General features: G+C 41.1%; 14 protein-coding genes. 7 read left to right on the top strand and 7 right to left on the bottom strand.

Annotated elements, in window-relative coordinates; all coding sequences use genetic code 11:
- Positions 1–127: 127 nt before the first annotated feature.
- The 7 genes from HZA77_01195 (at position 128) to HZA77_01165 (ending at position 5,759) form a co-directional block, all read left to right on the top strand.
- Positions 128–1,348: an efflux RND transporter periplasmic adaptor subunit gene (locus tag HZA77_01195; GenBank protein MBI5374022.1), complete on the top strand. Its 1,221-nt coding sequence runs from the start codon at positions 128–130 to the stop codon at positions 1,346–1,348.
- Positions 1,345–2,019, top strand: a complete 675-nt coding sequence (locus HZA77_01190) for an ABC transporter ATP-binding protein (GenBank protein ID MBI5374021.1) — start codon at positions 1,345–1,347, stop codon at positions 2,017–2,019. The genes HZA77_01195 and HZA77_01190 overlap by 4 nt, the downstream gene beginning before the upstream one ends.
- Positions 2,020–2,034: 15 nt before the next feature.
- Positions 2,035–3,189, top strand: a complete 1,155-nt coding sequence (locus HZA77_01185) for an FtsX-like permease family protein (protein MBI5374020.1) — start codon at positions 2,035–2,037, stop codon at positions 3,187–3,189.
- Positions 3,190–3,196: 7 nt separating this feature from the next.
- Entirely contained in the window at positions 3,197–4,360 is a 1,164-nt protein-coding gene (locus HZA77_01180; protein ID MBI5374019.1) for an ABC transporter permease, read from the top strand.
- 130 nt (positions 4,361–4,490) lie between these two features.
- A complete protein-coding gene (locus HZA77_01175; protein ID MBI5374018.1) occupies positions 4,491–5,219 on the top strand; it encodes a lamin tail domain-containing protein in 729 nt (242 codons plus the stop codon).
- Positions 5,220–5,241: 22 nt separating this feature from the next.
- Positions 5,242–5,559: a DUF4258 domain-containing protein gene (locus HZA77_01170; protein ID MBI5374017.1), complete on the top strand. Its 318-nt coding sequence runs from the start codon at positions 5,242–5,244 to the stop codon at positions 5,557–5,559.
- Positions 5,547–5,759 (top strand): DUF2283 domain-containing protein, encoded by a 213-nt coding sequence (locus tag HZA77_01165; protein ID MBI5374016.1) that lies wholly within the window; start codon positions 5,547–5,549, stop codon positions 5,757–5,759. The genes HZA77_01170 and HZA77_01165 overlap by 13 nt, the downstream gene beginning before the upstream one ends.
- A 36-nt stretch (positions 5,760–5,795) precedes the next feature.
- Here the strand turns inward: HZA77_01165 and HZA77_01160 are convergent, their stop codons facing one another.
- From HZA77_01160 to HZA77_01130, 7 genes are all read right to left on the bottom strand, one after another.
- The gene (locus tag HZA77_01160) at positions 5,796–6,662 is read right to left on the bottom strand and encodes a nucleotidyl transferase AbiEii/AbiGii toxin family protein (GenBank protein MBI5374015.1); all 867 of its coding nucleotides are present in this window, start codon (positions 6,660–6,662) and stop codon (positions 5,796–5,798) included.
- A 15-nt stretch (positions 6,663–6,677) separates the two neighbouring features.
- Entirely contained in the window at positions 6,678–7,319 is a 642-nt protein-coding gene (locus tag HZA77_01155; GenBank protein MBI5374014.1) for a hypothetical protein, read from the bottom strand.
- Positions 7,320–7,568: 249 nt separating this feature from the next.
- The gene (locus tag HZA77_01150; GenBank protein MBI5374013.1) at positions 7,569–7,817 is read right to left on the bottom strand and encodes an AbrB/MazE/SpoVT family DNA-binding domain-containing protein; all 249 of its coding nucleotides are present in this window, start codon (positions 7,815–7,817) and stop codon (positions 7,569–7,571) included.
- Between the two features lie 366 nt (positions 7,818–8,183).
- Complete coding sequence (locus HZA77_01145) at positions 8,184–9,863, bottom strand: hypothetical protein (GenBank protein ID MBI5374012.1); 1,680 nt, start codon at positions 9,861–9,863, stop codon at positions 8,184–8,186.
- Positions 9,864–10,144: 281 nt separating this feature from the next.
- A complete protein-coding gene (locus tag HZA77_01140; protein MBI5374011.1) occupies positions 10,145–10,759 on the bottom strand; it encodes a hypothetical protein in 615 nt (204 codons plus the stop codon).
- A 40-nt stretch (positions 10,760–10,799) separates the two neighbouring features.
- Positions 10,800–12,299: a hypothetical protein gene (locus tag HZA77_01135; protein ID MBI5374010.1), complete on the bottom strand. Its 1,500-nt coding sequence runs from the start codon at positions 12,297–12,299 to the stop codon at positions 10,800–10,802.
- Positions 12,300–12,484: 185 nt separating this feature from the next.
- Entirely contained in the window at positions 12,485–13,711 is a 1,227-nt protein-coding gene (locus HZA77_01130; GenBank protein ID MBI5374009.1) for a hypothetical protein, read from the bottom strand.
- Positions 13,712–13,933: the final 222 nt, after the last annotated feature.

Below are 13,933 nucleotides of genomic sequence, written 5' to 3'. Positions count from 1 at the left end.
AACATTTATTTACAGCTTATGTAAATTCTTTTTCAGAAACCCATACTTATTGAAAAACTCTTTTATTTCATATAAAGAAGGATATTTTAAGAGAAGAGAAATTTCACTGCTGCCAGCGAGGGAACTTATGGAAATTGACAAATTAAAGATTAACAGGACATCAGAAAATCAGTTTTATGCTAAACAGAAACGGCGCAGATACATAACGCGTTCCATAACAGCAGTAGTATTAATATTTCTCGCCTTTCTTCTTTACCAAAAAGGAGTATTCACGCCAACTGCAAAAGTCGAGATAACTACTGTGAGTTCCGTATATCCATTCCAGGCAAAAACAACTCTCAACGCCACAGGATATGTGGTTGCTGAACGCAAAGCCGCAGTGGCTTCCAAAGGCACAGGGCGACTTGAGGTCCTTAACGTTGAAGAGGGTGACCAGGTAAAAAAGGGAGAAATAATCGGCAGGCTTGAAAACAGGGATACGGAAGCAGCTTTAAAGAGAGCCGAGGCTAACCTTGATTCTGCCCTTTTCCTTCACAAACAGGCTAAGGCAGAGCTTGATGATTCCAAGCTTGACCTCGACCGGAAAAAGAAACTCGTAGACAGCGGCACGGTATCAAAATCATCTTTCGATATTGCCGAGGCTAGATACAAAAAAGCGGTTGCAGGTTTTGACTCTGCGGAAGCTTTAGCTTTGTCAGCAAAGGCAAGCGTTTCTGAGGCAAGGGTCGGGCTTGATTATACATACATCCGGGCTCCATTTGACGGCACGATTCTTACAAAAAATGCAGACGTAGGCGAGATTGTCGCTCCATTTGCATCTTCTGTAAATTCGCGTGCCGCAGTTGTCACTATGGCTGATATGTCATCGCTTCTTGTAGAGGCTGATGTTTCAGAGTCAAATATAAATCTCGTAAAAATAGGACAGCCCTGCATCATTACTCTCGATGCATATCCTGACAAAAGATACCGCGGTAAGGTCCACATGATAGTACCAACCGCAGAGCGAGCCAAGGCGACTATAATGACCAAGGTAAAATTCACGGACATTGATTCAAAGGTCCTCCCTGAGATGAGCTCAAGGATATCATTCCTTTCGGAAGAAGCAACTGATGACATGTTATCAAATCCCCGAACAGCCATTACCTCAACTGCAATCGCGACAAGGGACGGCAGGAAAGTCGTATTCGTTGTAACCGACTCTACCGTAACGGAAAAACAGATTGAGACTGGTGGACAACTTGGAGACCTCGTTGAAATAAAAAGCGGTGTAAACCCCGGAGAGAAGCTCGTACTTAATCCATCTGATTCTCTCAAATCCGGAGCTAAAATAGAGGTAGCGGAAAAATGAGTGCGGTTCTTGTAGAGATCAAAGATGTTTTCAAGTCATACTGGAGGGAAAGTTTAGAGATTCCAGTGCTTGAAGATATCTCACTTTCAATCCCGGAGGGAGAATTCCTTACCCTCATGGGACCATCAGGGTCTGGAAAGACTACTCTTTTAAATCTCATAGCTGGCATAGACAGAGCAGACAGAGGCTCTATCATAATTGACGGTGTTGACATAACCACGCTCAATGAAACGGACCTTGCCAGATGGAGGGCAAGAAACGTGGGCTTTGTCTTTCAGTCATATAATTTAATCCCGGTACTCACTGCTTTTGACAACGTGGAGGTCCCTTTGCTCCTTACAAACCTTTCAAAGAAGGAACGGGAAGAACATGTCATCACTGCGTTAAACCTGGTGGGGCTTGCAAACAGGATGGATCATTATCCACGCCAGCTTTCTGGGGGGCAGGAACAGAGGGTTGCCATAGCGCGTGCAATAGTCGCCGATCCAAACCTGATAGTGGCAGATGAGCCGACCGGTGAACTTGACAAGCGCTCTGCAGAAGAGGTCCTCGCACTGCTTGGTCAAATGAACCAGGACTTTAAAAAAACCATAATCATGGTCACCCATGATCCGCGTGCATCTGAAAAAGCACACACCATAAGGCATCTGGATAAAGGTGTTTTGGTTTAGCATCTTTAAATAAATATGAACCTTGCAAAACTTGCGATAAGAAACGTTACCCGGCACAAGCTCCGCTCTGCGCTTACCATCCTTGGACTTGCCATAGCAATAATGTCTTTCATCCTTATAAGGACGGTAATCTCTGCATGGTACTTTGGAGTCGAGATGGCATCGGATAACCGCATGGTGACAAGAAATTCCATTTCTATAATCACTCCGATCCCGCTTTCCTATAAAGAAAAAATTGCCAAGATTAAGGGAATAAAAAACATAGGCTATGGAAACTGGTTTGGAGGTTATTACAAGGATGAAAAAAACTTCATGTCCAATTTTGCCATAGACACCAACTATCTCAAGCTCTATCCGGAAATACTGATCACCCCTGAGGAAAGAAGAAACTTTGAGATTCACCGCAATGGCTGCATAGTGGGGAAAAAACTTGCTGCCCGGTTCGGCTGGAAAAAAGGGGACACCGTAAGAATTACGGGGAACATATTTGCCGGGGAATGGGATTTTGTAATTGAAGGTCTTTACAAGGCATCGAAAAAATCCGTGGATGAGACCATGTTCTTCTTCAGATGGGATTATCTCAATGAGAGAAAAAAAATCATTATGCCCTCAGAAGTAGATCATGTGGGATGGTTTCTCTTCTGGATAGAGAACCCTGATGATGCGGCAAAAATAAGCAACGAGATTGACGCTATGTTCAAGAACTCCTCATCAGAGACAATCACCGAGACTGAAAAGGCCTTCCAGCTTGGCTTTCTTTCCATGGTGGAGGCGATTGTAAAGGCTCTTAGAATTGTCTCAGCCATAATAATAGTCATAATACTCGTCATACTTTTAAACACCATGGCAATGGCGGCAAGAGAAAGAATACCGGAATATGCAACCTTAAAAGCGATGGGATTCGGCGGAAGAAAACTCTTTTCGCTTATATTGGGGGAATCGCTCACCATTGCCGCAGGCGGAGCAGCTATCGGGATCCCGCTTACATTCCCGCTGGTAAAAATATTCGGCAAGGCTATTGAAACATACCTTCCTGTAATCAGCGTATCAAACGATACCATATGGATGGGACTCCTGATTGCATTCGCAGTAGGTATTCTTGCATCACTCTTTCCTGCATGGAGAGCAATCAATACGCCAATAGCTACAAGCTTGAGAAAAATAGGATGAAGACAGGATTATGATACCCATCAGCTACAATATCAAGAATGTGCTTGCCAGGAGGTTTACAAGCACTCTTACTGCGCTTGGAATAGCGCTGGTAGTGTTTGTCTTCGCAGACGTGCTCATGCTTTCGCATGGACTTGAAAAAACATTAGTGGATACAGGCTCAGATGATAATGTAATTGTCATCAGGAAGTCATCACAAACAGAAATCCAGAGCAGTCTTACCCGTGAACAGGCAAACCTGATTATAAACAATCCTGAGATTGCAGTTAGCAGAGGCGGCGAACCTATGGTAGCTAAAGAAACAGTCATCCTCATAACTCTTCCCAAGAAGTCAACAGGGGCAATGTCAAATGTAACCGTAAGAGGGACAGGAGAAAACGGTATGTCCCTCCGTCCACAGGTAAAGATAAAGTCAGGAAGAGCATGGCAGAAAGGGCTTCGCGAAATAATTGTGGGAAGCTCTATACACAAGAATTTCCTCGGAGTTGAGCTCGGGGCGACAATAAGATTTTCAGGGCAGGATTGGAAGGTTGTTGGTATCTTCGATGCACAGAACAGCGGCTTTGATTCCGAGATTTGGGGTGATTCGGAACAGATTATGAGCGCTTTCAGAAGACCTGTCTATTCATCTGTCACCATGAGACTTAGAGCCGTTTCAGATTTTGAAGCGCTAAAGGAACGGATTGAGGCTGATCAGAGGCTCACAGCAGAGATTAAGAGGGAAAGAGTATACTACGCGGAACAATCTGAAGTATTCTCTACATTCATAAAATTTCTGGGGCTTACCATCACTATTATCTTCAGCCTTGGCGCCACAATAGGAGCAATGATAACGATGTATGCATCGGTAGGTGCAAGGACCGGAGAGATCGGGACATTGCGCGCCATAGGGTTTAGAAGGAGAAGCATACTGATGGCATTTATGATTGAATGCCTTTTCTTATCATTATCAGGTGGAATAATCGGTCTTGCCGCTGCATCTTTCATGCAGCTTATAACAGTCTCTACAATGAATTTTCAGACCTTCTCGGAAATAGCCTTCAAGTTCGAACTTTCCCCGCGCATTGCTTTTCAGTCCATGCTCTTTGCCGTTATCATGGGCTTTATCGGAGGCGTGCTCCCTGCATTCAAAGCCTCAAGAACTAATATAGTGACAGCGCTTAGAAGCTAAAACTACTAATAGCTTCACCTCTTTTTTCAACTTCTGCTTTTTAACCTTAAAATTTCCACAAACTTTTCTATTGACATTATTTGCTCTTTTTTGTTTATTTTATATTATTTTAACAAACAAGGAGGATAATATGAAAAAATGTAACTTTGGTTTTATCTGCTGTGCTGTTTTATCTTTTGTATGCCTCATCACTCTCACCTCTGTCTCCGTAGCTTCGCCAATTAATATCAGCGACGGTATTGAGATAAGCGAACTAATGTATGACCATCCGGTTTCTGATACCGGCGGAGAATGGATCGAGATATACAATGGCACCGGAAATATCCTTAACCTTTCAAGACTCATGTTTAGCGACAATGGCGGGGCAAGCTACAAATCCATCATACAGCTTTCCGGATATGCTGACATACATTCAATACCCGACGGCACATTTGCTGTTATAAGCGAGCCGGCAGGCGCTGTGAGTTTTTCTTCCCTCTATACGGATTCGTCAATTTATGCAGGAGTCACTTCCTCGGCAATGAGCCTGCTTAACACCGGCGAGGAAATCTCGCTCATTGACAGCATTGACGGAATTGCAGGAAACGGAAATGACATATTGCTTCAGGATTTTATTTTCCCAGATATTGCCATTAACAACTCAATCTACAAACTCTTTATAACGTCATCTGACGAAACCCTTTTATCATCATTTGCAGCATCAGCCATAAGCCCCTGGGGAACAGGTTTCGGCAATCCGGGCAAACTTAACAACGGCCAGCAGATATGTGTCAATCCGGTGCCTGAACCAAGCTCTGGCCTTCTATTTCCGGCAGGTCTTGCAATGGTATTCCTAAGCTACCGTTTCAGGAAAAGCTAAGTATAAAGTCTGAGAACATCTTATGTATTTTGAGGAAAAAATATTTTTTTCAATAATGACACCTCTTAATATTGAGGTAAGAACAACAAAAAACTATTGGCTTTATATCACCACAATAAAGCACCCGATTATGAAGGGGAAGAAAGAAGCTGTAAAAAATACTTTGAAATTTCCTGATGAAATCAAACAGAGCAGGACAGACAGGAATGTTTTCCTTTACTACAAACTGATTGATAGACTATATTGTGTAGTAGTTAAGAATTCGGGAATGAAAGGTTTTATAATTACAGCTTATCCAACAGAGAAAGTAAAGGAAGGAGATGTGATATGGACAAGGTAATTGTTTATTATCACAAGAAATCGGACACAATGGATATCTGGTTTGGGAATCCCGAGGATGAGGTTCTATGCGAAGAGGTAGGGGAAGGTGTTATTCTTAAAAAAGATAAGAATGGCAAAGTAATAGGGATTGAAAAACTTTATGTCAGCAAAACCGTCGGCATTGACCAGCCTTTCCCTGTTGAACTTATAGTCGCATAAAAAAAGCCTGTTTAGGATAAGAAATGTTTTTCTTCTCTATACAATTTTAATTTTCTCTATCAGGCTCAGGAAAAACTTTTCAGACCATATTGCAATCATATCCGGATTTTTTAGGAATGGAGTTACCTCTTTTTTAATTTGTACTACGTCAACCGCTTTTATTTTTTCCCTCAACATTGAGCGGAATTCATCTTCTTCAAGATGTTCTTCTTCCCTTATATGTCCACTCTGCTGCATTCTTTTTTCAAGATGTGAAAGCCTTAAATTCGGATGATTTGAAACATACCAGACAAAGTCATACCAGTCACGTCCCTTAACCCTGCTTTTCCAGTTTCTGCAGAGAAGTGCGTGCATCTTTCCCGCAAAAAGATCAGGCAATGAAAAGACTTTGACTGAAAAAGGGATAGGCTGAAGCAGGAACTTTGTTTCAGTTTCAAATCCTGCCGGTGGATTTGTATCGATTTCGAGTTTAATTTTTATTATTCTTCCTCGCGGCAGTTCTGCTACTATATTTTTCTGAGCTTCAACTACGATAAGCTGCTTCAATGTATCAGCCTTTAGAAAAGCAGATTGGATTGCAGTGCCTTCTCCTTTCTTCTTTTTCTCAAGGCTTACATCAAAGCCATATGACACCAGCTCATTTCTCAGGACATTAAGATACCGCGAAATGTTAAAATCCGGGTTAGCTTTAAGAAGCGAGAAATCAAGATCCTCCGAATAGCGGTCCAATCCGTAAAGAAGCCGCAGCGCTGTTCCGCCGTAAAAAGCAGAATGCTCGAAAAATTTGCTTCTCCAAAGTCCGAGGAGGGCAACTTCCTGCATAATCTCGCGAAGTGCCTTTACATAGTCGTCGAGCGTCCTGCACTCATAGGCAGAAATCATTTTTGAAATTACTTCATTCATATATCATTCATTTTTTTATTTTGCTGACTTATGGATGAGCTCGCTTAACAGCCTTATCTTCCTTGAGCCATAGCAAGATGCAAGCTCACAAATCAAATTATGGTTAAGACGTTCCAGTTGACTAAAGTCAATACGAAGGTTCTCGCTCAGATATCTTTCCATTTCTCTTTGTGTCTTTATGCCTGTCCCCCTGTCAAGGAATACCTTGTCTGCAAGCGCCTTCTCCGGTACAGCTATCAGAAAGGAGCTTCCACCCGAGATTTCTACTCTGTCTATCCCTTTGCTGTAAGCCTTTCGCGGTATCGAACAATAAATAAACAATCCGGCAGGCGTTGAAAATTTCCGCCCGCGTCCGCATGTACTTGATGTCAATGCCTCGACGCGCTCAGGAATAAACCCATAATAATGAAGGGCATATTCAAGCGATATATAGGAAGGTCCATAAATCATATTAGCAAGCACTTCCCTTGAGAAAGGACTTCGGGCATAATCCTTGCCAAAGACATAGATGCCCTTCTTAATACGAATTATCATACCACGCTTGAGCATGTTTGTAATCTTGTCGCGCGGGCATTTCACTCCCTTTAGACAGTCAAGGAGGATCTGATAATCAAACTCCTCACCCTTTACCTTTTTACGAAGTATGTTTATTGTCACTCTACCGTCTCCTTGAAACATCCCATACTATAAAATAGCACATTTGAGCATAGTATGTCGACATTTTTTCGACATACTATGTTAATTTAGATGGTGAAAATCTCTTTTTTCGTCGCAGGATTAACTTCGGGGGTGTATCTTTTATAATGCGCAGGTCCCACGCGCGCGGCGGCCTTTCTGTTCATGCCCGGACTGGGGATTGAATGTGACTGCAATAAAATCGCCCTTTTCAGGAATATCTTCTTTCACCTACCAGACCTCTTTACCCACTGGTTTGCCCCAATCAGTCTCTTTGGGCTTGTAGCTCTTGGGTATGCGTGAGACCAGTTCTTCCAGACTCCTGAGACCACGAATGCATTTTATCGGAGCAATGATAAGCATGCCTTTCCTTATTGTCACGTCAACCTCGTCGCCCACCGAAATGTGCGCGTCCTCAAGAACCTGTCTGGCAATACGCAGCCCCTGGCTGTTTCCCCATTTTTGAATTTTCGTAACCATTAACGCTACCTCCTGCGTATATCCAAAGAATATCCATCAGAAAATCCCGTGTCAAGTTCGTTTGAATAGTAAGTCAAAAAGCAGGGAAATTAGAGGGGCCATTTCTTGAATTATCACTTTTTTTCTAACGTATTATTAACTTGCTTGCATCTGTAGAATGGACTTGTAAATATGAAGCAATTTGTTTCATTGTATGTCCAAGCTTTACAGTCTTCAGATTACATAACAAAACTTATCTTTCAAGACCTAACCCCTTTTGAACCTTTGCGGGGCAAGATAAGCAGTTTCAGTTTACGACAACTTGGCTGACAAAACAAAGCTGAAAAACATAGTGGCTGCAAACGCTTGTTAGGTTTACCTTCAATCTCAGCAAATAAGTACTCCCAATTTATAGGGCCAATTCCCATTCTGTTTGTATCCCATCATGATTTCGGTGATAGAGACGCATGGAAAATCAGTAGTAAAACAAGAAACGATAGACGGATAGAGTGTGACAATTACTGTTGCAATACGGGTCGGTGTAATGGGTACATCATGTACCCGAACAGATGATAGAGCATCACATATATCATTTACGTTCTGACGTACCCAATCAATTTTCCTTTGAAACTTCTTAAAATAAGATGTGTTGCTGCCCACAAATTCATATATCTCATCGCGGAAATATTTTGGTTCAAAGCCTGCTCTGACCATTTTACACTCACACAAAACCAATAGATTTTCACATGGAGAATATCCAAGATAATCAATCTCGCCAACATCTGGAGGAATTGTAATTCTCTTATTTTGCTGTCCAATCCCATTCTTCATAGATTTTATGCCAAAAACGCCAACCATTTCAAAATTTTTTAAAACTACTTGCTCAAACCACTTTCCAGCTTCGTTTGACAAAGTTTCCAGAGCCACATTTACTTCATCACTGCGCCATTCTGGTGGAATGTCTTTAAATACTATTCCCCCTACAAGCTGAAGTGCGCTCTCTTCTGCCATTGCTTTGGAAAAAATTAGATGAGTTCCTGTAGAATGAGGGGCTTCAAAAATACCCCTTCTGAAAGCCCTATACTCCTGTTTCGGTTTCCATATCTCACGACCTTCGGTTTCTAAATTGGATTGGGAAATGGAGAAACCGGCAATAACCTGCTCAATAGCTGGTTGCGGGAAGTTTAAGTAGCTTGCTAGCAAGTTGAGAGTTTGTTCTCGGTGTACAAACGGAATAGGAAAACCCTCTTGAGGTGGTTGAGCTAAATCAATGAAAGTTCGTAAAGTCCCTAAAACTTCCAGATATGATAAACTCATAGTATTTTTGAATGCATCCCCCAATATTTTTTCATGCTCACTGGATTGCAGGTCAAATGACGGGGAATGTATAAATTTATCCCGATTCATTGTATCAATTCTTATACGTTCTCGCACTTCTGTGGCATAATTATTATTTATCTTAAGCGTCCAATAGTTGTGATTACCTACTGGATTGACTTCAAAAATTGTATCATCAGGAAAGATCATAAACGTCTGGTCGCTTAAAATGTAGTGCTTCACCAATTCTTCTGCACAAATCCATATTTTTTCTGTAGCTTCTATTATTATTTCATCTGACACATCAGGCAGTTCTACTGGTCGAAACAGAATTACTCGCTCTGCGAGATATTTTATTGCTCGCCGTATAGTTGGGCCTAAATCAGCCCATTTTTCCTTATCATCATTAAGCTGATTGTTTTTATACAAGCGATCAATTTCTGAGGTCTTATCATATTCGGTCAGAAGAAATCTCAAAAAATCTAAAGATGCTAAGGTGGGCAATAACTGGTTAAGTAAATTAATAAAAAAACTAAACTGATGTTTTAGAATCCTGTTTATAGTTTCCCTATCAGTATATTTTCCAACCTCAAATTCAGATCGAAGATTATTTTCAGCCTCAACACAAAGTGCTACCTCATTAGATGCTCGAGGGCGAAAAATCTTTATACCACCAATTTTCTCAAAATTCATTGAGCCGGGGGGCATTTCATCAATTACAATCCACATATTTGTTGGAGAATTATTCAAAATCTTCTATCTTGTAAGCTTTGAACTTAGATACTAATTTGGATAAAATTGGTAAACGTAATATTCTTTTTTATATATATTGTACTTCATATACTTATATATCTCTCTCGCAGATAGTCAGTCAAGAAGGAAAGTTTAAAATAGTAACTTAAACTTGATCAAAGTTGACAATAAATTGGCATAAATGGGTATCAGATTGTTACGGCAGTGACCAGAAGAATAAGATTTAAAATTCCGCCTTTATAGATTCCATAAAAAACAGGCGCTCTCCTTATTTTTACTCATGTGATACGCCACCTTAGGAATATGATGAGTAATGCAAACACCATGATAGCAAGGTGAATTCGAAGGATGAAAAGTGAAGTATTTTGCTTGAAAGGATTGATAACGTCGATGAACTTGTATTTCTTCGGAACGCTGACTGCGCTGTCTTTTACAAGATCACTTTTGTTCTTCATCGAGTCATCATTGCAGGCAAGAGGAATGATATCGTCGCGGTGTAGTCCGAGAAGTTCTTCACAATTCATCAAATGTATAAATTTTCTCCTTTCTAACTTCCTATGATTCCAGGTGATCCCAACACCAACGGCCGAAGCAAGGACCACGAGAAGGGCTGCTAGTGCGGTTGCCAGCAAACTCTTGTATTGGAGATCTATAGTCAATAGACCCGCGCCTAATACCGCAACCATCTGTACTGTCTTCCATGTTTGGTCTCGCGCGTGATGATGGTCTTTCCATGCAAGCTCCATTGCTTTCAGTAGGATCTCTTCTGATGGGATTGTTCTTTCTTCTCGTCTCATGTTAAATCCTTTCGGGGCTAACGGCCTCACCAGTGGCGCCGCCGCATTTCTCGGCGTCGGCCTTGATGCGGTTGTTAGGAATTTATATTCGTTCATTATTCATTTGATACCTATAGACTCATAAATGTCGTTTTCTCTACAAATCCTGCATTAGACCATTAGGGTGCAGAGTAATTCCAGCTTCGTTATACAAGAAGTTAATTTTTTCATGGGCTAACATTAAGTCATTAGATCCTAAATTAATTGCAGTGTCTGACAATATTTCAGAAATAAAATTTGTCGCTTTTAAAGCAACAGGATGAAGAATTGGTCTCAGTGCAAAAAGCAAGGCAGCCCATGACAGGTACCCTTCGTAAGGCTCTACTAAAGAATCAATTGTTGAGTATTTAATACCTCGGTCTATAATTCGATGCAGAAGATCATGAATTGCTCTTTCCACTCTTTCTGTGTCTGCTCGCTGGGTTTGAATGCCCAAAAGTATCATAGAAGCATAGCATGCTATTGCCGTCGCCAAAAGTGACTCTCCTATTGGCGTTCGCGATGCGTCACGAGTGAAAGCGTATGGCAATAAAATGTCCTTAGTGGTCGCTGCGGCAATGTTTGCCTCAATGAGGTCAAGTAATTGATCAGACAAAGCATATTTCAAACTGCTATCCAAGCCATGCCAGTCAGCAATAGAACATAAGAGCCATACTGTACACCACTGTGCAGCAGTTTCTGCAGCAGCTGAGCCACCTCCTTCAGCACCCCAAGAGGGATGACCCGGAGTACTTAACTCATTTGACTTACAGAACGCCTTGATTGACAATCGAACCAGTTCTTGATGCTCTGGTTTTCTGTTTTGGAACCATGGCTCTTCAGCAATGAGTGCAACAGTTGCAAATGCAGTGCCCATCATATCTTTATCTTCTTTTAAACCTTTTAAACTCTCTGCCACCTCGAGCCTACCAGCAAGGTCAGCAGCAATTCGTAGTGCGCAATTTCTATCGGCGGGTGTAGGATGATCACCTGTTGATGCACGAAGAAGAAACCACGCAGAAGAGTGCCGCAGGTTTTCCGAAACTATTTCTGTTATGCCAGTGCCCGTAAGTTGAACTTGTCGCTTAACTCGTCCATCTGGCATTACTATTTCAGACAGTTTACTTTTAAGATGATTTGCTTCTGAGGAATGCAGATAACCATAAGGCCTAAGCGCCTCGAATGCGAAGTATGTGCCTGTTAGAGTTCCAACAGGAGAAAGAGGTTTTTTAACTCGAACAAAACGCCAAGTCTGCGTTTTTGACCATCCTCCTGTATCGAGCCTGTCGGCTATTATAAGATGCAATGAAAGTGACTCAAGAATCTTCAAAGATGGCTTAATCACCGAAATTTTAGCATTTGATAAACTGGACACAAGTGCAGTTGCGTCCCAATCAGAGTGAAGGTGAACAGGTGCAGTGCGTGCTTTATGTGGTGTATTTATTCTTTTGTACAAAATAAACAGCCAAAACAAAACTGCGAACACAAGGAACAATAAAGACATCCATGGTGCTGCGGATGGCAAAAGTGGCGTCACTATAGCAGCTAAATTTGCCACAACCCCCAACACCAAGAGAATGGGGCTTAATTCATCTATTAAATTCTTACGTCCTCTCATTTACACCTCATATTTGGGAATCATCGTCATCAATTGTCTAACGATAATCATCTCTTTATTTTTTCCTAATGTACTATCTTGCCTAACACCCAACATGAAGGGCGCGGGTGCACAGAGTCCGAAATGAAAAAAAGACGGCTAATCCTCGTCCCTCTTTAGCGTTTTGTTAGCCATCTGCAATTATCCTAAATAATGGGCAAGTCATACAATTGTGTTGTAATTATAATTTCACGACCTGGATCTGTTTCTTTTACGAAAATGTATCTTGCATCACTATTAGGATTAAATGTGATTGTTCTTTTATGTTCTGGACGAGAGTTCATTGTTTCATGCATTTTTTGACAAACACCAGAGGAATCTTTAGTTTTATTAAATATTAGCAATGCGCACTTAGTGTCCCGCCAGGATAAATAACCAAGGAGCTGATTAATAGCTTCATTAAATCCCGAAGAACCTCTCCAGAACTTGCATTCAGCGATAAATATGTTTCTATTTTCAACTCTAATGAGAATGTCTGTTTTGCCTGAAGCGTTAAAGGTTTCGCCTGTAGCGCTTCCATTATAGTGGCCATTTAACTGTAAGAGAAAGTGGGTTCGAATAGCCTCCTCATCCAGAGAAGAAAAAACGGCTGGATTCCTTTCAATTACTAAAGACATGCTTCGCATAATTTCCAGTATATGTTGGTACTCTTCTTCTGATAAGACTGGTTCAAGTTTATATGCTTCGATTTGAACTTTTGGCTTAGGTATGGGAGACTCTCGTCGTTTCATAGGTGCTGTGAATGTTAATGGCTTGTCGCGCCGTTTTATTGGAATTCCAAGAGATGACACAGTACCAATGGTAGATTCGGCTAACATTCTCTTGCGCTGTAAGGTAGCCTTAATAATTTGCGGCACTGAATTGTTATGTTTTTCTACGTCAGTACTTAGATTTTTTACTGCATCAGTTAATGACCTAATGCTCCTATCTATATCTACCTTAAGTTGGTCAGGGTTTGCCATGTCATCTGGGAAACTAACAGTTAGAACTATCGTATCATCACGTATTTCTATCTCAGGAAAGCCACTTAAGCTAAACGTGGAAGCTTGAATTCTCCAAAGAATAGAATCCCCATCGTATGGAATGGCTATATCTAAACAGGTCCCTCTGACAACAGCACGCTGTCCAGGAAATACGGCTCTGCGGAAATCATGACTAATATCTATCTGCGTGCCTGATTGATTCTCAATGTAATAATGATCTGTGTGTAGGACAAGTGGATGAATAAAGACCTTTTCGATATAGTAATTTTCAAGCTCAGCAAGTGACGCTTTAAGCACATATTCGTTTTCTAATGCCTGAATCTCTTGTGTTACCTTGTCTACGATATTACGAAATGTGGCAAATATATCTCCATCGTTGAACGGATAAATTTTCATATTCTGATCCATTGCATTTTATGCCCAACATTCTTTTTATACGTCTTCTATTTTCTTACTCTATACATTTCTCGCAGATAGCCAGTCAAGATTAAAAGTCTAAAATAGTAACTTAAACTTGATTAAAGCTGACAATAAAGTGGCATAAATAGGTTTGAGATTGCTACTACTTTTTAAAACCCCCATTGAAAATTATAGATGAGCGAGTAAAAGTAA

Source organism: Candidatus Schekmanbacteria bacterium, from assembly GCA_016219965.1.
In the GTDB taxonomy this organism is placed as follows: domain Bacteria; phylum Schekmanbacteria; class GWA2-38-11; order GWA2-38-11; family J061; genus JACRJM01.
The sequence above is the reverse complement of the archived record's forward strand: the minus strand, read 5'-3'. Positions and strand labels throughout refer to the sequence as shown.